General features: G+C 43.3%; 25 protein-coding genes. 22 read left to right on the top strand and 3 right to left on the bottom strand.

Translation table 11 applies throughout. The features are described 5' to 3' along the window. Window positions 1-124 precede the first annotated feature (124 nt). From MHH92_RS14490 to nspC, 4 genes are all read left to right on the top strand, one after another. The gene (locus tag MHH92_RS14490; RefSeq protein ID WP_036616015.1) at window positions 125-1,018 is read left to right on the top strand and encodes a TetR/AcrR family transcriptional regulator; all 894 of its coding nucleotides are present in this window, start codon (window positions 125-127) and stop codon (window positions 1,016-1,018) included. Between the two features lie 216 nt (window positions 1,019-1,234). Beyond that, window positions 1,235-2,494 (top strand): cytochrome P450 family protein, encoded by a 1,260-nt coding sequence (locus MHH92_RS14495; protein WP_036616012.1) that lies wholly within the window; start codon window positions 1,235-1,237, stop codon window positions 2,492-2,494. A gap of 940 nt (window positions 2,495-3,434) precedes the next feature. Next, window positions 3,435-4,673, top strand: coding sequence for a saccharopine dehydrogenase family protein (locus tag MHH92_RS14500; RefSeq protein ID WP_340904531.1), 1,239 nt, complete (start codon window positions 3,435-3,437; stop codon window positions 4,671-4,673). Between the two features lies 1 nt (window position 4,674). Beyond that, on the top strand, window positions 4,675-5,802 hold the full coding sequence (gene nspC / locus MHH92_RS14505; protein ID WP_340904533.1) for a carboxynorspermidine decarboxylase: 1,128 nt from the start codon (window positions 4,675-4,677) through the stop codon (window positions 5,800-5,802). A gap of 185 nt (window positions 5,803-5,987) precedes the next feature. Here nspC and MHH92_RS14510 read toward each other — a convergent pair whose 3' ends face one another. Then, window positions 5,988-6,761 (bottom strand): SDR family NAD(P)-dependent oxidoreductase, encoded by a 774-nt coding sequence (locus MHH92_RS14510; RefSeq protein WP_340904535.1) that lies wholly within the window; start codon window positions 6,759-6,761, stop codon window positions 5,988-5,990. Between the two features lie 111 nt (window positions 6,762-6,872). Between MHH92_RS14510 and MHH92_RS14515 the strand changes: the two genes are divergently transcribed. The 9 genes from MHH92_RS14515 to MHH92_RS14555 all read left to right on the top strand — a co-directional run bounded on the left by MHH92_RS14515 (window position 6,873) and on the right by MHH92_RS14555 (window position 15,104). Next, window positions 6,873-7,229, top strand: coding sequence for a MerR family transcriptional regulator (locus tag MHH92_RS14515; RefSeq protein ID WP_340904536.1), 357 nt, complete (start codon window positions 6,873-6,875; stop codon window positions 7,227-7,229). 90 nt (window positions 7,230-7,319) lie between these two features. Continuing rightward, window positions 7,320-8,192: a YitT family protein gene (locus MHH92_RS14520; RefSeq protein ID WP_017688526.1), complete on the top strand. Its 873-nt coding sequence runs from the start codon at window positions 7,320-7,322 to the stop codon at window positions 8,190-8,192. Window positions 8,193-8,442: 250 nt separating this feature from the next. Further along, on the top strand, window positions 8,443-8,784 hold the full coding sequence (locus MHH92_RS14525) for a DMT family transporter (RefSeq protein WP_076327622.1): 342 nt from the start codon (window positions 8,443-8,445) through the stop codon (window positions 8,782-8,784). Window positions 8,785-8,787: 3 nt separating this feature from the next. After that, on the top strand, window positions 8,788-9,102 hold the full coding sequence (locus MHH92_RS14530; protein WP_100526216.1) for a DMT family transporter: 315 nt from the start codon (window positions 8,788-8,790) through the stop codon (window positions 9,100-9,102). Window positions 9,103-9,240: 138 nt separating this feature from the next. Continuing rightward, window positions 9,241-9,435 carry a hypothetical protein gene (locus MHH92_RS14535; protein WP_017688524.1) on the top strand — a complete coding sequence of 65 codons (195 nt, stop codon included), beginning with the start codon at window positions 9,241-9,243 and terminating at the stop codon, window positions 9,433-9,435. A gap of 181 nt (window positions 9,436-9,616) precedes the next feature. After that, window positions 9,617-11,587: an AraC family transcriptional regulator gene (locus MHH92_RS14540; RefSeq protein ID WP_340904537.1), complete on the top strand. Its 1,971-nt coding sequence runs from the start codon at window positions 9,617-9,619 to the stop codon at window positions 11,585-11,587. Between the two features lie 31 nt (window positions 11,588-11,618). Beyond that, window positions 11,619-12,203 carry a nitroreductase family protein gene (locus MHH92_RS14545; RefSeq protein ID WP_340904538.1) on the top strand — a complete coding sequence of 195 codons (585 nt, stop codon included), beginning with the start codon at window positions 11,619-11,621 and terminating at the stop codon, window positions 12,201-12,203. Window positions 12,204-12,534: 331 nt separating this feature from the next. Further along, on the top strand, window positions 12,535-13,668 hold the full coding sequence (locus tag MHH92_RS14550) for a serine hydrolase domain-containing protein (RefSeq protein ID WP_340904539.1): 1,134 nt from the start codon (window positions 12,535-12,537) through the stop codon (window positions 13,666-13,668). Window positions 13,669-13,961: 293 nt separating this feature from the next. Continuing rightward, window positions 13,962-15,104 carry a DUF4309 domain-containing protein gene (locus MHH92_RS14555; RefSeq protein WP_340904540.1) on the top strand — a complete coding sequence of 381 codons (1,143 nt, stop codon included), beginning with the start codon at window positions 13,962-13,964 and terminating at the stop codon, window positions 15,102-15,104. Window positions 15,105-15,210: 106 nt separating this feature from the next. On the opposite strand, the gene MHH92_RS14560 is transcribed toward MHH92_RS14555, so the two are convergent. Next, window positions 15,211-16,179, bottom strand: coding sequence for a DMT family transporter (locus MHH92_RS14560; RefSeq protein ID WP_253508370.1), 969 nt, complete (start codon window positions 16,177-16,179; stop codon window positions 15,211-15,213). 160 nt (window positions 16,180-16,339) lie between these two features. Continuing rightward, window positions 16,340-16,900: a TetR/AcrR family transcriptional regulator gene (locus tag MHH92_RS14565; RefSeq protein ID WP_340904541.1), complete on the bottom strand. Its 561-nt coding sequence runs from the start codon at window positions 16,898-16,900 to the stop codon at window positions 16,340-16,342. A 200-nt stretch (window positions 16,901-17,100) separates the two neighbouring features. On the opposite strand from MHH92_RS14565, the gene MHH92_RS14570 reads away from it, so the two are divergent. From MHH92_RS14570 to MHH92_RS14610, 9 genes are all read left to right on the top strand, one after another. Next, window positions 17,101-17,508, top strand: coding sequence for a cupin domain-containing protein (locus MHH92_RS14570; protein ID WP_076253026.1), 408 nt, complete (start codon window positions 17,101-17,103; stop codon window positions 17,506-17,508). Between the two features lie 307 nt (window positions 17,509-17,815). Continuing rightward, window positions 17,816-18,805 carry a LacI family DNA-binding transcriptional regulator gene (locus tag MHH92_RS14575; protein ID WP_338708811.1) on the top strand — a complete coding sequence of 330 codons (990 nt, stop codon included), beginning with the start codon at window positions 17,816-17,818 and terminating at the stop codon, window positions 18,803-18,805. Next, window positions 18,798-19,676 carry a ribokinase gene (gene rbsK / locus MHH92_RS14580; RefSeq protein WP_340904543.1) on the top strand — a complete coding sequence of 293 codons (879 nt, stop codon included), beginning with the start codon at window positions 18,798-18,800 and terminating at the stop codon, window positions 19,674-19,676. The genes MHH92_RS14575 and rbsK overlap by 8 nt, the downstream gene beginning before the upstream one ends. Next, the gene (gene rbsD / locus MHH92_RS14585) at window positions 19,676-20,077 is read left to right on the top strand and encodes a D-ribose pyranase (RefSeq protein WP_017688515.1); all 402 of its coding nucleotides are present in this window, start codon (window positions 19,676-19,678) and stop codon (window positions 20,075-20,077) included. Before rbsK ends, rbsD begins: the two co-directional genes overlap by 1 nt. Before the next feature lie 14 nt (window positions 20,078-20,091). Further along, window positions 20,092-21,573 (top strand): sugar ABC transporter ATP-binding protein, encoded by a 1,482-nt coding sequence (locus MHH92_RS14590; protein WP_338708813.1) that lies wholly within the window; start codon window positions 20,092-20,094, stop codon window positions 21,571-21,573. Window positions 21,574-21,583: 10 nt separating this feature from the next. Further along, on the top strand, window positions 21,584-22,546 hold the full coding sequence (locus tag MHH92_RS14595) for an ABC transporter permease subunit (protein WP_397387004.1): 963 nt from the start codon (window positions 21,584-21,586) through the stop codon (window positions 22,544-22,546). A 14-nt stretch (window positions 22,547-22,560) separates the two neighbouring features. Next, window positions 22,561-23,493: a ribose ABC transporter substrate-binding protein RbsB gene (gene rbsB / locus MHH92_RS14600; RefSeq protein ID WP_338708814.1), complete on the top strand. Its 933-nt coding sequence runs from the start codon at window positions 22,561-22,563 to the stop codon at window positions 23,491-23,493. A 323-nt stretch (window positions 23,494-23,816) separates the two neighbouring features. Next, window positions 23,817-24,560, top strand: coding sequence for a YggS family pyridoxal phosphate-dependent enzyme (locus MHH92_RS14605; protein ID WP_340904544.1), 744 nt, complete (start codon window positions 23,817-23,819; stop codon window positions 24,558-24,560). 19 nt (window positions 24,561-24,579) lie between these two features. Beyond that, on the top strand, window positions 24,580-25,785 hold the full coding sequence (locus MHH92_RS14610) for a benzoate/H(+) symporter BenE family transporter (RefSeq protein ID WP_315371799.1): 1,206 nt from the start codon (window positions 24,580-24,582) through the stop codon (window positions 25,783-25,785). The last annotated feature ends 20 nt before the right edge of the window (window positions 25,786-25,805 follow it).

A 25,805-nucleotide genomic window follows, 5' to 3' on the forward strand; every position in this document is an offset into this window, starting at 1 on the left:
GCCCATTGTGCAAATTTACTCATTGTGCAATTATTTTATATGACAGCTATACTGCGAATCAATGCTTCAACTCCTGAGGAATGAATGTTAAAATCAATAGAAAAACTTGGGGCGATAACGAGATATGAGTAGTCGTAAACAAAGTTTATTGGAAACAGCACTTGCACTATTTTTAGAGCACAGCTATGCAAATACAACAATCCAGATGATCTTGGATCAATCGGGTGTATCCAAAGGCACATTCTACAAATTCTTCAGTTCAAAAGAAGACTGTTTATATTCTATTATTGATCAGCGTATGCAAGAGGATGTTTTCATTCGTAAAGAGCTTGAACAAAATCACTATACATCGGATTATGACCTGCTCGTAGATCAGATTGCGATTCCTATGTCTGTACCTAATAAAGAGCGAGTATGGGAATTATATTGGACGGGTTTTTATTCCGGGGAGATCAACTCAGCCAAACTGGCTACAGTTCACCTAAAATGGCTGTCCACACGCTTGATTCAGGTGTACGGGAACGATATTAGCTTATATGCCAACGAAGGGGCCATATTGTGCTACGGCATATTACATCAGATTGCCAACACATCAAGAAGTCTAAATACGCAAAAACCGGTATGGAGCGAAGTGGTTCCCAAAGTATTAACGTACATTGAAGTGATCCTAAGAACAATGCATCAGAGAAATGAACATATTTTCGACTTTCAGTCTCTCTATTTCCTGAATGCGGATGAGCGTAACCATGATATGGGTCTGGACATCGATAATATATTGATCGAATTTGATGAGTTCAACAACCGTGTACAAAAATCCAAGGAATCTGCATCATTCAAGCAACTTTCGAAGGGGCTCTTAGCGCTATTACAAGATCAAGAGGATTTAAATATTCCTGTAATCGAAGTGGTGCTGCAAGCGTTTCACAAAGAGTACAAATCCAGTGCGTTTCAATCTGAAGCCAATAGACTGACCGAAGCCTGTTGGTGGTATTTGGAACTAGTGAAGCAACGTAATTAATATGGGGGTTGGCTCGTAGCCGACCTCTTTTTTTGTTTTTTTATGTCTGTGGTTATTATTAATATACTATTAGTATATTAATAAATTGTTGTTATAACAGTTGTTTTGTACTGTTTAAACTATGATATTTGAAATTAATTATACGAGTAGTATATAATCGGAATGAACATATATTTCCATAGATTTGAAGCACTTCACTTCGAAAGGAAGATTTATATGAATAATTCGAATAACCAGACCTCAGAAAAAGTAGAATTTAATTTGTTTAGCGAAGAAAATAGTAAAGATCCATTTGCCATGTTTGCACAGATGCGTGCCAAAGGTTCCGTTGTCCCTATTCCTAATCCAATGGGTGGAGCAGGGCAAACCTGGATTGTAACTCGGATGGACGTTGCCATGGAAGTGCTGAAAGATCACTCTCGATTTACGGTAGATATGAACTCTATTGATAGTGGCAATGATATTCGAAAGAATCTCTCAGGTGAGCTTGGTTCATCGGAACCCCAGACCTTTTTTACCGGAAAGTCGATGCTTTTTGTTGATGAACCGGATCACCGAAGACTGCGTAGCCTGGTTTCCAAAGCGTTCACGCCAAGATATATGGAAAGCCTGCGTCCACGCGTCCAGGAAATTGCCGATGAGTTGATTGACCAATTCGAAGGAAAAGGAGAGATGGATCTTGTAAAAGACTATGCCTATCCTTTCCCAATCAACGTTATTTCCGAGATGTTGGGTATACCTCAGGAAGACCGACCTCAGATCCATGTATGGTCTGAAGCTATTGCAAAAGGTCTTGGTTTTGGTAAACAGGACCCTGCCGTAGCGCAGCACTTGCGATCATTCGCAGAGTACACCTCGCAACTTGTGGCGAACAAACGAGTAGAACCTTCAGATGACCTCATCAGTCAATTGATTGCGATTGAGGAGGAGGGAGATCGACTGAATGAAGATGAATTAATATCCATGATCACGTTATTGATATTTGCTGGACATGAGACAACTTCCAATCTGATTGCAACTGGTTCTTATCTTCTTCTGACCCATCCCGAACAACTGGAACAACTGAAACAAGATCTGAATCTGGTTCCTTCTGCGGTGGAGGAGTTGCTACGATATAACGGACCCGCCACTTCCTCAGGTCCTCGTTATGCAACGCAGGACACGGAGCTGGATGGACAATTGATTCAAAAGGGAGACGTTGTGATTCCCCTTCTGAAATCAGCGAATCGGGACGAGCAGCAGTTCACTGATCCCGAAGAGTTGGATATCGAACGCAAAATAAAACGGCATTTGGCCTTTGGACACGGCATTCATATGTGTCTTGGCGCTCCGCTTGCTCGTGTAGAAGGGGACGTGGCGTTTACTACGCTTTTACGTCGGCTACCGGATATTCAGCTCAGTATTCCTCAGGAAGAGATTCATTGGCACTCTGCTTTGTCATCACAGGGATTGGCAGCATTGCCCGTAAAATTTTAATAGATAAACTTAGTGTAACCCATTGGAGTATGACGAATTTTCGTCATACTCTTTATTTGTATAGATGATAGAATGGAATGAACAAGAAACATATTAATGGATTGAACACTGCTTAATGTAAAAGATAAAGTGGGATACATAATTTTTGTGGTGGAGGTAAACCTTATGAATAAAGATGAACAATTCATGCATAAAGCCATTGAGATTGCTCTGCAAGCTGGCAAAGAAGGAAACGAACCATTCGGCTCATGATCAATTAGCGGAAATTGCTGGTGGCAACATCATGATCTCGTGTGAAGAAGTATTCGACAAAAGTCCTCAAAAGCCTGAGGTAGTAGGGAAACTACTGGGCGCAGAAGGGTTAAAAGTATTCGAAGGATATTCAATTTCATTCCTAGTCGTTATCCGGACAAAAAATTATTTTTTGATAATTGCTTGATTTTTTTTTCAACGTCTGATAGTGTAAGACCTGTGATTTTGGGAAGTTAATTTATCAATATGAATTAGAGCTTTCCAGCAGATAATTTTGACCACTTCACCAGGAAGTTAAGGCCATACGGACAGCCGGGTCAAACGCCGATTGGCAACTTACGTTGCTTTATTGATTGAGTTCAAAGCTCAAATTTTATAAGTTGGTTACTTTACAACCAGTGCAATTGCACATCAACTTGTGAAACGGTCAATAAGAGTGGTAAAGGCGAATTATTTGCTATATAGACTCTGATCCAATATTGATATACATGAAGAAGCTTTCCGCCAAAGGAGTTCTTGTGAACTTTTTTGGTCATGGAGACTTCACGTCTTTTTTATGATGTATATCGATAAGCAAGTGTGATGATGCGCGATTGCGAGCATTTTTCACCTTGCTTTTTTTGTTGTCTTGTTGTCGCCGTATTAAACCAATTTAAAAAAAATACATATTGGGATAGGAGAATGTAAAATGGGAAAAGCACTAATCATCGGCGCCGGCGGCGTTGCTTCCGTGGCAGTACACAAATGCGTTCAAAACAGCGAAGTTTTTGAGGAAATCTGCATCGCGAGTCGTACAAAATCCAAATGTGATGAACTCAAAGCCAAGCTGGACGGCGGAAAAACAAAAATTACAACAGCACAAGTAGATGCTGACAATGTTGACGAACTGATCGCTCTGATCAACGAAGTTAAACCTGATATCGTTATGAACCTTGCTTTGCCGTATCAAGATCTGACAATCATGGATGCTTGTCTTGCAACTAAAACAAATTACATGGACACAGCGAACTATGAGCCACATGATACAGCGAAGTTTGAATACAGCTGGCAATGGGATTACAAAGAGCGTTTTGAACAAGCAGGCATCACTGCATTGCTCGGAAGTGGATTTGACCCAGGTGTGACTGGCGTATTCTCCGCTTATGCCCTGAAGCACTACTTTGACGAAATTGAGTACATCGACATTCTGGACTGCAATGGCGGCGACCATGGCTATCCGTTCGCAACCAACTTCAACCCTGAGATCAACATTCGCGAAGTATCTGCGAACGGAAGATACTGGGAGAATGGTGAATGGATCGAAACAAAACCGATGGAAATCAAACGTGTCTACGACTTCAAAGAAGTTGGAGAGAAAGACATGTACCTGTTGTACCATGAGGAATTGGAATCTTTGGCAAAAAACATGCCAGGTCTGAAACGTATCCGTTTCTTCATGACATTTGGTCAAAGCTACCTGACTCACTTGAAAGCTCTTGAAAATGTAGGCATGACTTCAATCGAGCCTATTGAATATGAAGGTAAACAAATTATTCCACTGCAATTCCTGAAAGCAGTACTGCCTGATCCAGCATCCCTTGGACCACGTACTGTAGGTAAAACAAACATCGGTTGTATTTTCAAAGGTAAAAAAGACGGCAAAGACAAAACATATTATGTTTACAATATCTGTGATCACCAAGAGTGTTATAAAGAAGTGGGTTCCCAAGCGATCTCTTACACAACAGGCGTTCCAGCAATGATCGGTGCAGCAATGGTCATGACAGGCAAATGGAACAAACCAGGCGTATATAATGTAGAAGAGTTCAACCCAGATCCATTCATGGAAGAGTTGAACAAATGGGGTCTCCCATGGGTAGAAGACTTCAACCCGGTACTCGTTGATGAGCTGCCAGAAGAAGTTAAAGAATCGGAGCTTGTTCGCTAAAATGCGGTTCGAGCAATTACCGACACCATGTTTTGTTGTTGACGAGGCGCTTATTGAGAAAAACCTGAAAATCCTGAACGGTGTTATGCAGCGTACAGGTGCCAAAATCGTACTGGCTCAAAAAGCATTCTCCATGACTGCGATGTATCCGCTGATTGGAGAATACCTGAGCGGTGCAACGGCGAGCGGTTTGTATGAAGCGCGTCTGGGCCATGAGGAAATGGGCAAAGAGAATCATGTCTTTGCTCCAGCATATCGTGCAGAAGAGATCGACGAGATTATCTCTATCTGCGACCACATTATTTTCAACTCATTTTCACAGCTTGCAAAATTCAAGGATAAGGCGCTTCAAGCTGGCCGTAAGGTCGGCTTGCGCGTCAACCCTGAATGCTCCACCCAAGAAGGACATGAGATCTACGATCCGTGTTCTCCGGGTTCGCGTTTTGGCGCGAAACTGGAGGATTTCGATGAAGACCTGTTGGAAGGTGTCTCTGGACTGCACTTCCACACACTGTGTCAGCAAAATTCCGACGATCTGGAGACTACGCTGAATGCAGTTGTCGAGAAGTTCGGACAATGGTTGCCGCAGATGGAATGGATCAACTTCGGCGGTGGGCACCATATCACACGTGAAGATTATGATATTCCAAGACTGGAAGCATGCATCAAACGTATGCAGAACGATTATGGCCTGGAAGTATATCTGGAGCCGGGAGAAGCTGTTGCGCTGAACGCGGGTTATCTGGTGACCTCTGTGCTGGACTTCCATAAGAACGGTATGGACATCGCTATTCTGGATACTTCAGCTACGTGTCATATGCCGGATGTGCTGGAAATGCCATATCGCCCGCCGCTGATCGGTTCGGGAGAAGTGGGTGAGAAGGCTCATCTGTATCGTCTAGGTGGACAAACCTGTCTGTCTGGTGACGTAATTGGGGATTATTCATTCGATCAGCCTTTGCAAGAAGGCGACCGTCTGGTATTCGAGGACATGGCGATTTACTCCATGGTGAAAACCAACACCTTCAACGGCATGCCGCTTCCAGCGATTGCAGTCAAAAGAAAAGACGGCGATTGCGAAGTTGTTCGCGAATTCGGATATCAGGATTTCAAAATGAGGCTGGCATAATTACTTCATTATATAGTAGGTATTAATATAGAATTGAAAATAAATACAAAGAAGGGAACCTGGAGACAGGTTCCCTTTTTAACGTCCAATGAAGTTTAACGATTAGATTTAATGATGTTTATCAGTGAGGTTAGGTGAATGTTTACCAGTATTGAGCCGACTTAGCTTCGACTTCGGTTTTCGGGTTAATTTTTCGGTTTCGAGGCTGCTCGTGCAGCGTACGGAAAAATCGGTTCTATTAGTTCAAAGTCATACGTCAACCCATCCACAATGCCGACTACACTTTCACTGTCATACAACTCCAGCAAAAATCCAGCCATTTGTTCCGCCGTATGGAACTTGGGAACTCTGCCTTCATATTCAAACTCGTCTACATTAAAGGAATGTTTCGCAAATTCCGTCTCGGTTGCAGCCGGTGCGAGAACTTTAGCTTGCATCGCTGCGTTCTTACCTTTTAACTCTTGCGCAAGTCCTTCGGTAAAGGCACTAACATAGAACTTGGTTGCGCAGTAGGTTACTGCATCGGCTACAATCGTATATCCACCACCAGAGGAGATATTAATGATCTGTGTGCCATCAACATCTGCATAATCACGTACATACAGGGAAGAAAGAATCGTAAGAGCTTCTATATTTAGATGAAGCATCTGCTCAATCTTGGGCAGATGTTGTTCGCCAACGGAAGCGAAATTCCCGAATCCTGCGTTGTTAATCCACGTCTCAATGGAGTAAGCCTGAAGACTCTCGTAGAATTGATGCACATTAGCGGCAATGGACAGATCCACTTCGCGAATGACAACATCCAGATCAGGATTGATTTCAGCTACTTTTGCTTTTAACTTGTCCAATTCATCGGTTCTGCGTGCTGCCAGAATCATATTTTTGCCACGAGCTGCAAAAGCTAAAGCAGCTTCATATCCAATGCCTGAACTGGCACCGGTAATCACTGTATATTTCATGGGAATTCCTCCTGGATCTGATTTCTTTTTTTATTGTGATGTGACCACGAGTTGATTATACTGATTAGAGCTTACTCTAAGTCAAGCGGGAAAATGGAGGGGAGGTTAACCATGCATACCATTGGTGAAGTGGCAGAATTACTCCATATCAGTGCACATACGTTGCGTTATTATGAGAAGGAACAGATTGTAACTCCTCTCCGAGATGCCAGTGGAGACAGGCGATACAATGAGTCACACCTGAAGTGGCTGCAATTTGTAATCAAATTAAAAGAGACTCAAATGCCCATTGCTATTATTAAGAAATATGCGTCCTTGTTTCAGGAAGGGGAGCATACGGCGGGGGATCGTTTGAAGCTGCTGGAGGAGCATAAAGAGTCGATTCAAAAACAGATGCACATACTTAACACAGCAGATGAGATGCTTGAGCATAAAATTTCGTCGTATCGGGCGCTCATCGGACAATGAAGTAACACACACAAATGACGATCTATTGCCAAAACAGTGATTTTTATTATAGACTGTTTTTTATCGGTTGTTCATCAAGGGGGAAATGCAATGCATCAAAACAGAAAACAAAAGTCAAACAAGTTAAAGATCCTCTCCAAAGTATTATTGATTATCATTGGGGGATTTATAACGGCATATGGCCTGGAAGCCATATTGATCCCGAATAATGTCTCAGATGGTGGTGTCACAGGTCTGAGTATCGTAGGATCACAGCTGTTCGGATTACCACTGGGGATGCTCATCGGGATTATTAACATTCCATTTGTGTGGCTCGGGTACAAGCAAATCGGAAAAAGCTTTGCGTTATATTCGATCATCGGTATTGCTTCACTCGCAATCAGCACCAGTCTGATGCACCATATACCAACCATCATTGAAGGTGATACCTTGCTTGTTACGGTTGTCGGCGGGATTATCATCGGTTTTGGTATGGGACTTGCATTACGTAATGGCGGGGCATTGGATGGCATAGATATGCTGGCTGTACTCCTTTCGCGAAAAGTACCTTTTGGAACCAGTGATCTCATCCTGTTCCTCAACATGTTTGTATTTATTGTCGTTTCTACCGTGTTTGGTCTGCAAGGCGCGATCTTGTCAGGACTTGCGTATTTTATTGCTTCTAAAGTAATACATATTGTTGAAGAGGGCTTGAGCGGTTCCAAAACGTTTAAAATTATTACGAATCAACCTGAGATTATGGTTGAAACCATTCGGGACCGTTTAGGCCGTGGAGCAACGTATACCGAGGCTTACGGTGGCTACTCTAATGAGCAATTCAAGGAAATTACTTGTGTCATTAACCGGATGGAAGAGAGTAAAATTAAAGATATCATTCACGAAATTGACCCAACTGCTTTTGTAGTCGTATACGATGTAGCTGAAGTCAGAGGTGGTAATTTCAAAAAGAAAGATATTCACTGATTCCGAAAAACAAAATTAACTTATACGTAGTTGGTCAACCAGGAACTTCTGGTTGGCTTTTTTTGTATGTTCACAGCGTAACTTGGAGTTTTAACAGGCGGATTTTCTTATTAGTTTGATACGAATATTTAAATTTGCAATTAAAATAAATGTGGTTTATTATTATATCAAATGATATAAAGTACTATCATTATTAAATGGAATGTTGATTACAAAACAACAACATGAATGCAGAAGAGGAGAATGTTTTATGGCGTGGTTATTCCTTATTCTTGGAGGGATTTTAGAGGTGGGTTGGGCATTAGGTTTGTCATTCTCCGATGGTTTTTCGAAAATCGAGATCGTAATCCCCACGGTTATTTTAATGATTGGCAGCTTCTACTTCTTTGCAAAATCCACTAAAGTACTTCCTGTATCAACGGCTTATGCGGTGTTTACCGGACTTGGTTCATTTGGAACCGCAATTGTGGGAATGATTTTTTTGGGGGACTCCGTAAGTGCAATCAAAATCGTGCTGGTCATGATATTAATCAGTTGCATCATCGGTCTGAAATTTGTATCCAATGAACCTAAACCAAAGGCAGGTGTATAGAATATGAGTTGGTTTTTCTTGATCTTAGCTGGTTTATTTGAAGTTGGCGGTGTAATATTTCTGAAACTTTCAGATGGATTTACCAAATTGAAACATACATTGATGTTCGCTATGTTTCTGGGATTAAGTTTCATTTTTCTTTCCCTGTCTTTGAGAGAGATACCAATCAGCATTGGTTATGGAATCTGGACAGGTATTGGGGCATCGGGCAGTGTACTATTAGGGATGTATGTATTCAAAGAGCCCAAAAATGCAAAGAAATTGGCTATCGTTAGTGGGATTATCGTCAGTATTGTGGGATTGAAACTAGTCTCTTAACTGGATAAATTAGCTGTACTAACAACGGAACGATATCCATCTCATCTATATTCATGCATAAGTACAGCTCTCTTATGGAAAACTTCTGTAGTACGAATTAAATTGCATGACTTCAAGTATGTATGGGAGGTTAGCATAGTGACAAAGCAGGACCCGCAAGAGCTTTTGAAGCAAAAACATGAACTGGATGAGCAAAAAAGACAGTTCACTAATTTTTCCCGAAATATTTCAGGTCATGGTGAGGTTGAAGCTGGTCAAGAGTTCAGTGTTGACCGGGTACCAGATGACCAAAACCGTATGAAATCGGTTGAGAACAGACGCGGCGAAGTCTAAAACGTTACAACATAAGCCGATCCTTTCATGGATCGGCTTATTCGTGCGTAGCATTTTATCGAATAGGAAGATATATGTTGTAGTTGAGAATGATTATCGATAGAATGGAGAAAAGTGAAAATATCCGCTGATTTTGCTGATGTTTTGCTAACTTAATGGGTTGTGGAAGGTGAAGGAAGAGATGCACGTAGAAGAGCATGTGAAGTTATGGAATCTGGCCTCAATTAAAATATGGGAAGTGCGTCACGTCGTCGTGCGCGCTGGCGAACCCATCCATGCCTATCGATTTCCAATTAGCGGTTTTATATATACAGTTCGCGGCAATGCAACGATTACACTGGATGATACGATGTACGCGATCGATCAGATGCAAGTCTTACATGGAGGCAAGGGGGTATGGATGAATATTTCCCTGAACGAGGATTCATTCGAATTTTATTTGATGTTTTATCGGGCTAATTTGTCGTTATCCAATACTCGTGAGAATCAAGCTCTGCTCAGGCGACATGTCCCGTTTCACGTGCAATATGCTTTCGCCCCAAGCTATCCCATTGACTTATATGATAAAGTCCAAAGAATAGAGCAACATTGGGAACGGACGGATGCGTTCTCGAAATTTCAGGTAAAGACATTATTTTATCAATTTATTAATGAATTAATGAGACAGTTAAGTGCACAAGGAATTGAGACTGCCAAGCCTGATCTGGTAGCTCAAGCCGTTCGTTATCTTCAAGAGAACTACATGTTGCCCGTTATGGTCGATCCGCTCGCAGAACTTCTGGACTGCAGTGCAGGGCATCTGTCGAGAACGTTCAAGAAAGAGACAGGCAGCAGTCTGATTACCTATTTAACTCGGATACGGATGTACAAAGCCAAGGAGTTGCTGTTGCACACAGATGCATCTCTTCAGAAGATTGCCGAGGCAATCGGCATTCCAGATGTGATCTATTTTAATCGTTTGTTTAAAAAGCATGTTGGCCTTTCACCAGGTCGGTTCAAACAAAAATGTATCGCCATGCCAACCGGTCAGAATAATGCTATCCAAGAATCAGAATTGTCCATTGTCAGTCCCATGCATCACGGTTATGATCCTATTGATGATGATAATTATTATCAATACAACTCAAAAGGAGAATCACTTACATCTATGAGATCGAGAAAACCCGTTGCATTGCTTTTGATGCTCAGCCTTACATTATTAATATCAGCCTGTTCCCCTTCTCAGGGCAGTTCAGCAACAAGCAGTAATGGAACAAGCGGTAACAATGCTCCAACCACCGAAGTCGCGCAATCCACCGAATCAGCAGTACAGGAGCGTGTTGTTAAACATCCTTGGGGAGAAACTGTCATCAAAGGTGATCCTCAGCATATTATTTCGTTGTTCCCGGCTGCAACTGACTATTTGTTAGCACTCGGTATTGTACCCCAGGCAGCATCCAGTAATGAGGAGGGGAGTGATCAGTTTCCTACCTACCTGTCCGATCAACTACAAGGAAAAGAAAATCTGGGCTGGCAGGTTGATCCCAACTACGAAAGCATATTGGCGGCAGAGCCAGACCTGATTATCGGTCAGGATTTCATGAGTGATGCCTATGACAGCCTTAGCAAAATTGCCCCTACCTTGCTGGCAGAGAAGCTGCAGGACGAGCAAGGTATTATTCGTATGAAGACAAGCCTGTTACATATGGGAGATATGTTAGGGAAGACGGATCAGGCCAAACAGGTCATTAAAGAATACGAAAAGAAGGCTGCAGAAGCCCGTGAGAAAATCAAGCAATCCATCGGAGACGAGACCGTGATGTTCCTGCGTTTATCCGATAAAGAAGTGCGTTATTACAGTAAAAGAAACTACGAGGTTCTGTACGACGATCTAGGCTTGACACCTCCTGTATCCATACCTGACCCGACAGATTCAATGAAAGTAATCTCCATGGAGTCGTTACCATCGATTAACCCGGATCATATTTTCCTGTTGTCATCAGACGAGAATGAAACGACAGAATTGCAAAAAACAGCAGTGTGGAAAAGCCTGAATGCTGTTAAAAACAACAATGTCTACATCGTTGACTACGGCTTGTGGTTCCAAGGTCCGGGAGGACCCATTGGACAGAGCAAGATTATCGACGAAGCGGTAAATTTCCTTACCCAATAAATAAGGAAACTAGACAGGAGGATTAATGCATATGGAAACGTCCGTCGTAGAGAAGCTCATTCGTGAACGAAGAACCATTCGTCAGTTCAATGGCAAACCGCTGGCGAAAGAAACGATCATGCACTTGCTGGAAGCGGCCGTGTGGGCACCTGTTCATTCCCGTAAAGAGCCATGGCGCTTCATATTATTTGTAGAAGAAGGTCGGAAGCAATTTGCTGATGCGGTGCTACATACGTTTTCCAAAGATGAGCGGGAGCGCTGGACAGAGAAGTTGCAAAAGGACTATTGCGAATCTATCCAAGCCCATCTGCTGGTTGTGATTGAGGCTGATCCGAGACAACGGGTATGGGAAGATGCTGTGGGGGCTAGTGCTGCCCTTATTCAAAATATTCAACTCCTGGCATGGGAGCAGGATATCGGGGTAGTGTGGAAGACAAATGAATATAATTTTGACCCTGATTTCTACGCCAAGACAGGTGTAAAAGCAGGGGAGAGAATCATTGGCACACTTCATCTGGGGTATTTTGATACAAACAAGGCTCCCAAACCTCGTCCTCGCACACCCGTAGAAGAATTGATGACCTTTGTCTCCACGGCAAGAGCAGAAGTACAGTAGTAGCGATACTTCATACGGTTCCGAGCTGTGAAACGAACCCATTGTAAGCCGCGAACATAGCGGCTTTTTTGCATAATTGAATATCGATGTTGATTGGATGTCAGACATTGAGGAGTTCAAACTGTTTCTGATTAACGTTATCTCACACTGCCTGCCAAATTATGAACGAAATGAAATACAAATTCGGCGGTCAATAAATGGATGGTTGAGGCCATATAGGTGGTAGTCAATCGTTGTAAAAGGTCGTATATTAATAATATGTCGATTGTGGGAGTGAACATGTACCACATCGCAAAATGATAAACGATTTTACATAGAAGGACGGGAAAAAATGGACTTTAAACCGCTTGCTTCATTTATTGACCGCATTACATCCTGGCGTGTACCGTGGGCAGAGGTGCTGGTGATGCATCGAAATGATACCGTTTTCCATTATCGTAATGGATACGCCAATCTGGAAGAGAAAACACCTATCGGTGATGGAGCTATCTTCAATCTATACTCCATGACCAAAATTATGACCTGCGTGGCAGGATTGCAACTGGTGGAGAGAGGCGAAATGCTGCTAAGCGACTCACTGTCTGATTATCTGCCAGAGTATGCTGAGATGACGGTAAAGAAAACGATGCCGAACGGGGAGATCCGACTGGAAAAGGCGACAAGAGCCATTACAGTACGTGATTTGTTCACCATGACCGCCGGGTTCTCGTATGACGTGGGTAGTCCAAGCATTCAAGAAGCTGTAAAAAGCACCGACGGAACATTACCAACACGTGACTTCGCGAGAGCGCTTGCGAAAGAACCACTGCTGTTTGAACCAGGGACACACTGGAATTACAGCATGTGCCATGATGTGTTAGGAGCCTTGGTGGAAGTGGTAAGTGGCAAACGCTTTGGTACGTATCTGCGGGACGAAATTACCGGACCCCTTGGCATGAACGATACAGCGTTTAATCTGAACGATGAGCAGCAGACACGCCTGATTCCACAGTATGCTTATAATGATGAGTTTGAAAAGGCTGTACGTTTTGACGGCAATGGATTCCGTGTGGGTACGGAGCTGGAAAGCGGCGGTGCAGGGTTGCTATCAACCGTTAGCGATTATGCACGTTTTCTGAACGCGCTTACTGGGCATGGTACGAGTCCCCAAGGCGTGCGCATTCTGTCACAAGCTTCAGTGGAACTGATGCGAACGGACCACCTGAACGAGATGACTCGTGCTGATTATTCCTGGGATCATATGTATGGATACGGCTATGGACTGGGGGTTCGCACACATATCTCCAAAGCAGCAAGCGGCTCACTGAGTCCAATTGGCGAATTTGGATGGAGCGGCGCTGCTGGTTGTATGGCTATTATTGATCCGGATTCAGAGCTTACAGTTATGTATGCACAGCACCTGCTGAACAGTCAGGAGCCATACGTTCAACGACGCTTACGTAATGTGGTTTACTCCTGTCTATAAATCATATCGTATTCGAAGTTACTTGAAGAGCCGCTAAATAGCGGCTTTTTTATGTTATATGGATCGAAATCTATTAATTAGATTGTTATTTCTTTATTAGAAAGGGTATGTTATCATTCTTAGGAAAATAGTACTAGTAGGAGGATATGCTTATTGAACATGAACTTAAATTCATTACATAGTTTGATCAAGATTACACGCTAGCAAGTACCTGTTTGAATGTTGAGATTGTGAACGATTCATAATTAGAAAAAGCTGTTAGATTTTATTTTTTACTCAAAGGAGAGTCATCGATGATACACCCTAAACACAATGCAAAATGGGCTTCTCTGGCCGTACTTACCTTAATCGCCTATGTTCTGAGCGCATTGCTTCTGCTACCACCCAATGCTGCTGCCAAAGGAGAGCAAATCTCCGCCAAAGAGCTCGAAAGTATGAGCCGGCTTTCATTTACGCTTCGTGATGCCAAACAAACGGCTTACACCGTTTATATTTTCGCTTATGATGAACAGAAGAGAACGCTGACCGAAGAAAATGGCTGGACCAACAATAAAAAAGGCGACAAGAGTTATTCAGGCACGTATCGTGCAGCCTTGCTGAAAAAAGGTGCAGCATACGGAACTGTTCAGGCAGCAAAACTGGATCTGAATACGATTATTTTGCCTCAAACCTGGAACTTCGTTGTGAAAAGCAAAGAGGCTAGTACACCAGACATGCTGATGATCACCGATTGGGGAACTTCTAATTTTAATGAGGTGAAAACGTATATTGTTCGTTCCGGGGAATTGCGCCGTGTAACATATGTCGATAATAAGGGAAAAAAAATCGACGATTCCTACTCTGCAAGCAGAGATGATGGAATCCGTACTCTTTCAGGTGCCCGAGTGCAGTTCAAAAATTACAACAACCTTCAATTCGTCTATGGAGTTGATACGTTTAAGCTGAATGTGAACAAATTGGAATTACGCTTGGAAGATACGCGAAACCTTCGTTCAGAAGCTTGGCCAAACTCGGGTGTTGGCGATCGCGCTTACCTGAAAAGCCTAAAGGAAGCCGCTTTAAAGGGTGTGCTGCCAGGCCGGACGGACATCAAGATTGGTATGACGCTTCAAAATGCGCAAAAAAAGCTGGGGAAACCCAATTCTCGTTCAAACGGGGAATGGGGAGCGTACTATTTTTATTCTAAATTCGGCGTCGGGTTTGATTCATACATGCACGAGCTTACCAATAAATCACGTATTGCCGTTTTTGATTTGTACAATGAAAAGCAGAATCTTTCACCACGGAATGTGAAAATATGGATGGGAAAACCTTCCTCAGAATATTACAATGAAGTCGTGGTTGGTTATGAGATGGTATACCAATTGGGTAATCACGCCATTGTATTCACTTATGAGGAAGAAGAGGACTTGATTGATTTTACGAGTATATATTAAGGTATAGCATTCATCGTAAAGAAATGAAGCATAGCTTAATCACATTTACAAAAAAAAGCCGCTGATTAGCGGCTTTTTTTGTTATCCATGAAAGTGGGAGCGTAGTCTATTTCATTGGAGTGTTATTAGAGCTTTGCACAGAACGTACACGATTAACTAAATAAATGCCGACTGACACGAACAGTAATGCGGCCAGATTTTTCAGTTCCAGAATCGTTTCCCCCAGGAATAACGCTGATAATAAAGCTCCAAATACAGGGATTAGGAAGTTATAGACAGACACTCTTCCGACCTTGTTGTACTTGAGAAGCATATTCCATAGACAAAATGCAACAGATGACAGCAAAGCCAGGTAGATTAAGTTACTGGTGGATTCCAGGGTGAAATGGGTGACCCGACCGCCGAGTGATAGACCTAACAGCGTAAGTACCAGTCCCCCGACGAATAAGCTGACACCTGTTATGATCAGAACATCGATGGTGGCGGTGAGACGTTTTGCGTAAAGGGCCGTAACGGAAAAAACAAGTGCCGCTATAATAACGAACCCTTCACCTGTGAATGAAAAGGAAAAAGCAAGCAGATCCGTATGGAAGTTTACGATGATTACGCCAACGAATCCAAGCAAGCAACCAACGATTTTATTTCTGCTTAATTTGTCGTTTTTATAGATGAAATGGGCCAGAACAACACTGAAAAAGGTCGTAGTTGCGTTCATAATAGAGCCTTTGACACCTGTCGTATTGGCTACGCCAACGTAAAAAAACATATATTGCAAACCGGTTTGCAATATACCTAACATGATGAGGCCTGTCCACTGAGGCTTGGTTAATTGGAGCTTCTGTTTTCTAACGATACGAGACAGGAGCAAGAGCAGCATACCCGCCAGTGTAAACCGGTATCCGGCAAATACATACTTAGAAGCAATATCTTCCGGCAGAATGTTAAACGCGATATATCCAAGTTTGATGGATGGGTACGCACTTCCCCATAACAAGCAACACAGGCTTGCCACGAGCATGACAAAAATGGGATCACTAAATTTACTCGGTTTCTCAAGGGTATTTCTCTCTATCACTTTCGATCTTCTCCTCACATTTCATGTACATATGTATGTATGAATCTATTAATATCCTCACTGACCATATCACATATCGCTAATCTTTGTAATGATAATTAATAAACCGCTCCTCAGCTGATAAGAATATCAAGAAGGAACGGTTCATGAGGAGTCTATGTTATAGATTCCTTTCTAGTAAAATCCCAACTTGTTCTGCGACAATATGAGGTTGCCGGGGTAATCCATTGGTGAAATAGAATTCCACGATACCAACGATTGCTGTACCAAAGAACGTGAGAATCACTTCTTTTGTTAGTCCTTTATTTTTCCCCTCCGTTATATTCACCTCATCTTCCAGTTCTTCAATGACAAGAGCCAGGAAGCGATTGCGGAAAAAAGGGGCTCCTTTACTCAGTAACATAGCCGAGAAAAATGAATAGTGAACTTCAAAATATTCGAACCAAAGTACATTGCTTTCTATAAAATCCAGATCGGATGCTTCCTTGCACAATCTTCTTAGTTCATCGATATGTTCTTCAATTAATTTATCCAGCAAGTCAAATTTGTCCGAATAGTAATGGTATATCGTTCTGCGGCCGACATTTGCATTATCAGAGATATCTTGCATCGTAATGGTATCAAAAGGTTTCTCATTCATGAGTTTGATAAAAGCGGATTTGATCGCTTCCTGAGACTTAAGTATTCTTCGATCTGTGATAGAAACGATAGTAATCACCATTCTTTCCAAAGAGTAATTGCACAAATGTTGTCTTCTTGCGCCATAAGGCACAGATCGAGTTCATTTGATCCTTGCAGAGGCAGTGCAATTACTTTATATTATACACGAATGTGCGATATCGCACGTATGTGTGTAATCATATTTAGGTCAACATAGGAGCAGGACGGATTAATCAATAAGATCACATTGGAGGAAATGAAATGGCTAAACATGAAGAAGTTAAAGATGGAGTGATATTCCCGGTAGGAGAAAAAAACGAAGCATTTTCCCAATATTTCATAGGGCAAAGTTATCTCCAATCCTTGGTTGCTGATCCCAAAGTGAATGTGGGTGTTGGGAATGTTACGTTTGAACCGGGATGCAGAAATAACTGGCATATCCATCGCGGTGGATTTCAGCTGTTGTTAGTGACTGGTGGGGAAGGTTGGTATCAGGAAGAAGGAAAACCTGCTCAATTCCTCAAAGCCGGCGATGTTATTGTGACTCATGATGGTGTGAAACACTGGCATGGGGCCGCTAAAGATAGTTGGTTTGAACACATTGCGATCACTGCAGGTACACCGGAATGGTTGGAACCTGTTACAGATGAAGTTTATGGGGAGTTATAAAATAAACGCTATGAATTGATTTATTCGAAAATGGTACTATCTAATTTGTTAATTAAAGGCTAATTAAGTTCAGGAGATTGCTGATTCTTATGTTGATCTGTTGCCATCACTCTCCGTTTTAATCGAGTGATGGCTCTTTACATCTATGAAGTATCAATCTCCTGGCAGGAAGAAACCATGATATAGATGAATTCTAGTGCACTTTATGTATACTTGGAGAAATTTCCAGAATGAAAACGCTTGTCAAATTAAAAATAATATGATAATTTAATGTCTGTAACCGGTTACACATAGAGGAGAGCAACTTATGACAACAATTAAAGACGTAGCTCAACTGGCTGGCGTATCTGTTGCCACCGTATCCAGAGTCATTAATGATAGAGGTTATGTTCATGCGGACACACGCAAGAAAGTGGAAAATGCTGTGAAGGCGCTTAACTTTTCACCAAATGAAGTGGCCCGCTCATTATATAAACGCAAGTCCAAACTGATTGGCCTGTTGTTGCCGGATATTACGAACCCTTATTTCCCGCAGTTAGCCCGCGGCGTAGAGGACCGGATGCAGGAGCAGGATTACAGACTGATATTCGGAAATAGTGATGAGGATGAACGGAAGGAGCAGGATTACATCCAGACGTTTATCCAGAACAACGTGGTTGGTGTGATCTCTTCAACGAACTACCCTCATTCTTCGATATATGAAAAACTGAAGATTCCCGTTGTGTTTCTGGACAGAACTTCACTGGATCGTCCATCCGTGTATGCGGACGGTAGGGAAGGTGGAAGACTAGCTGCAAGGGAGATTATCAAACGCGGCAGTCGCCGGATCACAGTTATGCAGGGACCGTCACAGATCAGACCCGCTCAGGATCGTTTTGAAGGGGCGATTGAAATCATCCGTGATGCTGAGTTAGACTACCGGGTAATCCAGACGACCTCATTTTCATTTAATGAGGCAAGTGTATGGGCTGAAGAATTATTCAGGAAGTATGCGGACACAGACGGGGTCATTGCCAGCAATGACATCGCAGCCATGGCAGTACTGCATGAGGCATCACGAATCGGAAGAAAGGTTCCTGATGACGTACAAGTGATTGGTTTCGATGATATTCCGATGAGCAGCCTGTTATCGCCGGCATTGTCCACCATCCGTCAGCCAGCATACGAGATGGGAAGAGAAGCGGCGGGATTACTTATCCAGCTTGTGGAACAAGCTGCAATAGAGAATAAAAACATACAGTTGCCCGTGAGTTTCATCGAACGGGGCACTACGAGAAAGGTGAGATCAGATGGCTAAAATATGTGTAATTGGAAGCAGTTCAATGGATCTGGTTGTTACTTCGTCAAGACGGCCGGGGGCGGGTGAAACCGTTCTTGGCGATAGCTTCAAAACGGTCCCTGGAGGTAAGGGAGCCAATCAGGCTGTTGCTGCTGCACGATTGGGTGCCGAGGTTGCGATGATCGGCCGGGTAGGCGACGATGCTTTTGGCAAAGATATTTTAGAGAACTTTAGAGCAAATGCTGTAAATACGCAAAATGTGAAACCGGTTACACATTTAGAAAGTGGAACGGCTCATATCATTCTGTCAGAAGGTGATAATAGTATCGTAGTGGTTGAAGCAGCGAATCGGGAAGTCACTCCTGCATATGTCGATGAAGCAGCTGAAGTGATCCGCGATGCAGATGTCGTATTAATTCAGCAGGAAATTCCGGAGGAAACGGTTGTGCATGTGAGTGCATTGTGTGCAGAATTCGGAACACCGCTACTGCTTAATCCCGCTCCGGCGAGAACATTGCCGCAAGAAGTGATCGACAATGCCGCATATATCACGCCGAACGAGCATGAAGCCGAGATTTTGTTTCAGGGCATGAGTCCTGCACAGGCATTACGTCAGTATCCTAACAAGTTGTTCATTACGGAGGGCAGTAAAGGTGTACGGTACTTTGATGGCACTGACGAAATTCTAGTCCCAACTTATAAAGTTGAGGCTGTTGATACTACGGGGGCAGGGGATACGTTCAACGCCGCATTTGCAGTTGCTTTGGCTGAAGGAAAAGCGTTACAAGAGAGTATACGCTTCGCCAATCGGGCTGCATCGTTGTCCGTCACCAAGTTCGGAGCGCAGGGCGGCATGCCGACGCGTGATGAAGTAGAGGAGAGCTTGTAATGAAAAGAAATGGCATGTTGAATAGTCACATTTCCAAGATTTTGTCTGATCTGGGCCATACGGACATGATTGCGATTGCGGATGCAGGTCTGCCGGTACCGGACGGGGTACTCAAAATTGATCTGGCCCTTAAACTGGGAACACCAAGTTTTCGCGAAGTGGTGGAAGCGATCGCAGAAGATATGGTCATTGAGAAAGTCATTGTGGCTGAAGAGATTTGCGAAGGCAATCCCGTAGCCATGCAATTCATCACAGAGAAATTCGGGGTAGAAGCAATCGATGCTTCCGTCAGCCACGAACAATTCAAAGCATTAACACGGCAGGTGAAAGCTGTTATCCGCACAGGTGAAGCCACACCCTATGCCAATTGCATTTTACAATCGGGAGTCCATTTCGGTTAAAAGGAGGTTGCGTAATGCACATTCAGATGCAAGACATTCATAAAGCGTTTGGAACGAATCAGGTGCTGAGCGGAGTGGATTTTGAACTAAAAGATGGTGAAGTTCATGCCCTGATGGGGGAGAATGGAGCCGGCAAATCCACACTGATGAATATCCTGATTGGTCTTCATCAGCGTGATCAGGGAACCATCAGCATAGACGGAGAAGAAAACTATTTTGCAAGTCCGAAGGAAGCCGAGAAACTGGGTATCACATTCATACATCAGGAACTGAATGTATGGCCTGAAATGACGGTGCTGGATAACCTCTTTATTGGTAAGGAAATGACATCATCATTCGGATTGCTCAACACAAGACAAATGAAAGCGCTTGCCAAAGAACAGTTCGCCAAGCTTTCCGTAGACATACCACTGGAACGTCCTGTGGGAGAGTGCTCTGTCGGGCAACAACAGATGATCGAGATTGCCAAAGCGCTAATGACAGATGCCAAAGTCATCATTATGGATGAGCCAACAGCAGCACTTACGGAGCGTGAGATCCAGAAGCTGTTTGGTGTAATCAGCTCGCTGAAGAAGGAAGGCGTATCCATCGTCTATATTTCTCACCGAATGGAGGAGATATTCACGATCTGTGACCGGATTACCATCATGCGTGACGGAAGAACGGTAGACACACAAGCTATTCCGCAGACAAGCTTTGATGAAGTGGTGCGGAAAATGGTAGGTCGTGAACTTACCGAGCGTTATCCTGTCCGGAATCCTTCTTATGGTGAAGTTGTCCTCGAAGTAAGGAATGCAAGTAGCAAAGGTCTATTCGAGAATATTAACTTCACCGTGAGAGCGGGGGAAATACTCGGTTTCTCAGGACTCATGGGTTCTGGACGAACAGAGATCATGAGAACCATCTTTGGTTTGGATACGTTGGATAGCGGTGAAATCTTCATCCGCGGCAAAAAAGCGAACATTCGTAAACCGGCAGATGCAGTGAAACATGGAATCGGGTTTATTACAGAAGACCGCAAAGATGAGGGGCTGGTGTTAGACTTTTCTATTCGAGAAAATATGGCGTTGACGAATCTGTTCAGTTTCTCAAACAAAGGTTTCATTTCAGCTTCGAAAGAACAAGACTTCGTAGATACATTGATCAAACGTCTACAGATCAAAACACAATCCTCCGAAACGGCAGCAAGGAATCTATCCGGGGGTAACCAGCAAAAGGTGGTTATCGCGAAATGGGTTGGTATCGGTCCAAGCGTACTTATCCTGGATGAACCTACCCGCGGAGTGGATGTTGGAGCGAAGCGCGAAATCTATGAATTGATGAATGAACTGACAGACCGCGGTGTTGCAATCATCATGGTATCGTCGGAGCTACCTGAAGTGCTTGGCATGAGCGACCGAATCGCAGTTGTGCATGAAGGACACATCAGTGGCGAGGTTGCAAGGGAAGTAGCAACACAAGAACACATTATGACATTGGCCACAGGGGGACAGTGATATGACAACAATGCAGGAAAACAAAACGGCTAAAAGCGGCTTCCGTTTCTCAAGTGTGATACAAAAATTAGGACCGCTGCTCGGTTTAATCATTCTTATTCTCATCGTATCGGTGTTGAATCCAAGTTTCTTGGAACCGCTTAATATCTTAAATTTATTGCGTCAAGTCTCGATTAATGCGCTGATTGCTTTTGGTATGACGTTTGTTATCCTGACGGGTGGAATCGATTTGTCGGTCGGCTCGATCCTGGCTTTATCCAGTGCTTTTGTAGCAAATATGATGTTGTCTGGTCTCGATCCGATCTTGTCCATCATTATTGGTGTAGCACTTGGTGGTGTCATGGGTATGGTGAACGGACTAATGATTACCAAAGGTAAAATGGCTCCGTTTATCGCTACATTGGCAACCATGACGATATTCAGAGGACTGACATTGGTGTACACCAATGGTAATCCAATTACAGGACTCGGGGATAACCTGTTGTTCCAACTGTTTGGCCGCGGTTACCTGCTGGGCATTCCGGTACCTGCAATCACGATGCTGATTACCTTCATGATTCTGTGGATTGTTTTGCATAAAACGGCTTTTGGTCGTAAAACGTACGCCATCGGCGGTAATGAGAAAGCTTCCATTATCTCGGGTATCAAAGTTAATCGCGTGAAAATTATGATCTACTCCCTGACAGGTATGCTCGCTGCTCTGGCAGGTGCAATTCTGACATCGCGTTTGAATTCAGCGCAACCAACGGCAGGTACATCCTACGAGCTGGATGCAATCGCAGCAGTTGTATTGGGTGGTACAAGTCTTGCTGGAGGACGCGGACGCATCGTTGGTACACTGATCGGTGTTCTGATTATCGGCGTGTTGAATAATGGATTGAACTTGCTTGAAGTAAACTCATTTTATCAAATGGTTGTAAAAGGTATCGTCATTGCCATTGCTGTCCTGCTGGACCGCAAGAAAACAGCATAAGGAGAGAAGCGAATATGAAAAAGTGGACTGTAACACTCATAAGTATGCTGATGATCATCGTTCTGGCCGGGTGCTCTCTGGAGCCACCGGAATGGGCGAAACCTAACCCAAACAAAAGTAACGGACAGAAGAAAATAGGTTTGTCGATATCTACACTAAACAATCCATTCTTTGTATCACTGAAGGACGGGGTAATGGCTGAAGCCAAAAAACAGGGAATACAGGTCATCGTGGTGGATGCGCAGAACGATTCGGCGAAACAAACCAATGATGTGGATGATCTCATTCAGCAAGGTGTTAGTGCACTTCTGATTAACCCCGCGGACTCTGCAGCGATCTCCACAGCGGTTCAATCCGCTAATAGTGTGGGCATTCCTGTGATCACGCTGGATCGCTCCGCAGATAAAGGCGAAGTGGCGGCACTAGTGGCATCTGATAACGTTAAAGGTGGACGCATGGCAGCTGATTATTTTGTGGAACAATTGGGTGAGGGAGCAAAAGTCATTGAACTTGAGGGTGTGCCTGGTGCTTCCGCAACAAGAGAACGGGGTAAAGGTTTCCATGAAGTGGCTGACAAGCAACTTGATGTGGTTTCCAAACAATCTGCTGATTTCGATCGCTCCAAAGGATTAAATGTCATGGAGAACTTGCTACAAGGTAATCCAGACGTACAAGCGGTATTTGCCCATAATGACGAGATGGCACTTGGTGCAATTGAAGCGATTCAAAGCTCAGGTAAAGACATTCCGGTCATCGGATTTGATGGTAATGATGATGCAATCAAATCCATTCAGGATGGGAAATTGACGGCAACAGTCGCTCAGCAGCCTATACTGATTGGCCAACTGGCGTTGCAAGCAGCTCTGGATGTGCTCAGTGGCAAGCAGGTGGAGTCATCGATTCCCGCTGAATTGAAGCTGGTAACGAAGGAAAATGTGAATGAGTAAATCATCATAAAACATGTATCTTCTTGGACATGAACATAGAACTAAACCAAGCCGCTAATTTAGCGGCTTTTTTCATTTTGGAAGAAGCGTGGGGGCATCACATCAATCAGATTATTGACTTTTAAAAGCATATTAAAGGAACCCCAATTGAATTAATGTCTACTTTGTCGTTTTGGACTGTTCCAAAATAGCATTTTTGGATATGTATATCCAATCCATGCGTTGCTATACTAGCATGACGTTCCACACAGTCTTCACAATACATAAGGAGGAGCTAATCTCATTGATTCATTCCTGTTCGGAATAGAAAGAAGGTGGCTGACATGAAACATCTAGTAGAAGAAAATCTTCAAGCTGTAAGACAGCAAATGGCATTGGCCTGCCAGGCTTCAGGTCGCAACATAGAGGACATCAAGTTGTTGCTCGCGACCAAAACGGTACCGCTAGAGAAATTACAAATAGCTATTCAAGCAGGTGAGGTCCTGTTTGGAGAAAACAAAGCTCAAGAACTCCGAGACAAATTCCCACTCATGGAACAAAGCAAGCAGGTGGAATGGCATTTTATCGGACATCTGCAAACAAATAAAGTAAAGGACGTAGTTAAATATGTTACTCTCATCCATTCCGTAGATCCTCTGAAACTGGGTCAAGCGTTACATAACCAGCTTCTCAAAGAGAATAAGACCTTAGACATTCTTGTGCAAATTAATACGTCCTACGAAGAAAGTAAATTTGGTGCCTCTCCAGAAACAGCCGTTGAGCTTGTAGAACAGTTGTCTCAATTCGAGACATTAAACGTGAAAGGTCTAATGACCATTGGAAAACTGAATGCGACAAACGAAGAAACGCGACATTGTTTTCGATTGTTAAACCAGATCCGTACACAGATTAAAGAGAAAAATATTCCACGCGTAGAAATGGATATTTTATCGATGGGTATGTCTGGTGACTTCCAAGTCGCCATTGAAGAAGGAGCTACAATGATACGTGTAGGGACAAGTGTATTTGGTCAACGCTATTTACCGGACGAGTATTACTGGAATGAAAACACACGCATCGATGATTAAGTGAGAGGTAGTGTTAAATATGAAGACAGCATCCCCTTCGTTACGCGGCCGTGATTTGATATCTCCGGTGATCGCCGCTTTAATATCCGTAATTGTTAATTACGGGGGTACGTTTATCCTTGTTTTTCAAGCTGCAAAAGTGGCTGGTTTAAGCCCGGAAATGACCGCTTCCTGGATTTGGTCCATCTCGATTGGGGTAGGCGTAACGGGAATTTGGCTCAGTTATCGATATAAGGAACCGATTATTACAGCCTGGTCTACACCGGGTGTGGCGTTTCTCGTTTCAGCATTAGCGGTAACCCCTTATCCAGAAGCTATTGGCGCTTACATGATTTCAGCAGTCGGATTTATTATTTTAGGTTTGTCAGGCATGTTTGAACGTTTCGTTCGACTTATTCCCCCAGGCATCGCTTCCGGATTGTTAGCCGGTATTTTACTACAGTTTGGTATTTCGGCCTTTGGAGGGGCGAAGGTAGATCCTTTGCTTGTGATTGTACTGTTTGCAGGCTATATCGTGCTAAGAAGGTTTACTTCCCGTTACGCCATTGTTGGCATATTGGCAATCGGTTTGATTTATTTGATATGCATGGGGAAAACAGACTTCAGTACAATCCAATTGGCTGTAGCATCGCCTGTATTTGTTGTTCCAGCGTTTTCGTTAAACGCCTTACTTGGCGTTGCCTTACCGCTGTTCATTATTACCTTGACGGGGCAGTATATGCCCGGAATGCTTGTTCTGCGTAATGATGGATTCAAGACAAGTGCCAATCCTATTTTAGCTGTAACAGGTTTGGGTTCGCTTCTTGCAGCCCCATTCGGATCACATGCTTTTAATGTGGCAGCTATTACAGCAGCGATTTGTACAGGAAAGGATGCACATGAGGATTCAACCAAACGTTATATTGCAGGTATTGTTTGTGGTGTTTTTTATATTTTTGTCGGCATTTTTGGCGTAACATTGGCTGCTCTGTTTTTGATTCTTCCTGCTACCTTTATTGCAACATTAGCGGGATTAGCCTTACTTGGAACGATCGGTGGCAGTCTTGCCAATGCATTAACGGACCCTAAGGGACGTGAAACTGCATTGATTACGTTTTTGGCGACAGCAGCGAATGTGACTTTGCTTGGTGTGGGTGGTGCATTTTGGGGACTGTTTGCAGGAATGATGGCACATCTACTGATGAATAGTAAATTTCCCAAAAAACAACTTGGAACGAATAAATAACCGTAATATGGAGAGGAAGA

The sequence above is a fragment of the Paenibacillus sp. FSL M7-1414 genome, from assembly GCF_038003195.1.
Taxonomy (GTDB): Bacteria; Bacillota; Bacilli; order Paenibacillales; family Paenibacillaceae; genus Paenibacillus; species Paenibacillus amylolyticus.

Bases quoted from the DNA above. Each gene is read 5' to 3' on its own strand.
- MHH92_RS14575 (WP_338708811.1), top strand. From the start codon at position 17,816: ATGACAACAATTAAAGACGTAGCTCAACTGGCTGGCGTATCTGTTGCC.
- MHH92_RS14545 (WP_340904538.1), top strand. From the start codon at position 11,619: ATGGAAACGTCCGTCGTAGAGAAGCTCATTCGTGAACGAAGAACCATT.
- MHH92_RS14550 (WP_340904539.1), top strand. From the start codon at position 12,535: ATGGACTTTAAACCGCTTGCTTCATTTATTGACCGCATTACATCCTGG.
- MHH92_RS14555 (WP_340904540.1), top strand. From the start codon at position 13,962: ATGATACACCCTAAACACAATGCAAAATGGGCTTCTCTGGCCGTACTT.
- MHH92_RS14490 (WP_036616015.1), top strand. From the start codon at position 125: ATGAGTAGTCGTAAACAAAGTTTATTGGAAACAGCACTTGCACTATTT.
- MHH92_RS14530 (WP_100526216.1), top strand. From the start codon at position 8,788: ATGAGTTGGTTTTTCTTGATCTTAGCTGGTTTATTTGAAGTTGGCGGT.
- rbsD (WP_017688515.1), top strand. From the start codon at position 19,676: ATGAAAAGAAATGGCATGTTGAATAGTCACATTTCCAAGATTTTGTCT.
- MHH92_RS14605 (WP_340904544.1), top strand. From the start codon at position 23,817: ATGAAACATCTAGTAGAAGAAAATCTTCAAGCTGTAAGACAGCAAATG.
- MHH92_RS14595 (WP_397387004.1), top strand. From the start codon at position 21,584: ATGCAGGAAAACAAAACGGCTAAAAGCGGCTTCCGTTTCTCAAGTGTG.
- MHH92_RS14500 (WP_340904531.1), top strand. From the start codon at position 3,435: ATGGGAAAAGCACTAATCATCGGCGCCGGCGGCGTTGCTTCCGTGGCA.
- MHH92_RS14525 (WP_076327622.1), top strand. From the start codon at position 8,443: ATGGCGTGGTTATTCCTTATTCTTGGAGGGATTTTAGAGGTGGGTTGG.
- MHH92_RS14590 (WP_338708813.1), top strand. From the start codon at position 20,092: ATGCACATTCAGATGCAAGACATTCATAAAGCGTTTGGAACGAATCAG.
- MHH92_RS14510 (WP_340904535.1), bottom strand. From the start codon at position 6,761: ATGAAATATACAGTGATTACCGGTGCCAGTTCAGGCATTGGATATGAA.
- MHH92_RS14540 (WP_340904537.1), top strand. From the start codon at position 9,617: ATGCACGTAGAAGAGCATGTGAAGTTATGGAATCTGGCCTCAATTAAA.
- rbsK (WP_340904543.1), top strand. From the start codon at position 18,798: ATGGCTAAAATATGTGTAATTGGAAGCAGTTCAATGGATCTGGTTGTT.
- MHH92_RS14570 (WP_076253026.1), top strand. From the start codon at position 17,101: ATGGCTAAACATGAAGAAGTTAAAGATGGAGTGATATTCCCGGTAGGA.
- MHH92_RS14515 (WP_340904536.1), top strand. From the start codon at position 6,873: ATGCATACCATTGGTGAAGTGGCAGAATTACTCCATATCAGTGCACAT.
- MHH92_RS14520 (WP_017688526.1), top strand. From the start codon at position 7,320: ATGCATCAAAACAGAAAACAAAAGTCAAACAAGTTAAAGATCCTCTCC.
- MHH92_RS14495 (WP_036616012.1), top strand. From the start codon at position 1,235: ATGAATAATTCGAATAACCAGACCTCAGAAAAAGTAGAATTTAATTTG.
- MHH92_RS14565 (WP_340904541.1), bottom strand. From the start codon at position 16,900: ATGGTGATTACTATCGTTTCTATCACAGATCGAAGAATACTTAAGTCT.
- MHH92_RS14610 (WP_315371799.1), top strand. From the start codon at position 24,580: ATGAAGACAGCATCCCCTTCGTTACGCGGCCGTGATTTGATATCTCCG.
- rbsB (WP_338708814.1), top strand. From the start codon at position 22,561: ATGAAAAAGTGGACTGTAACACTCATAAGTATGCTGATGATCATCGTT.
- nspC (WP_340904533.1), top strand. From the start codon at position 4,675: ATGCGGTTCGAGCAATTACCGACACCATGTTTTGTTGTTGACGAGGCG.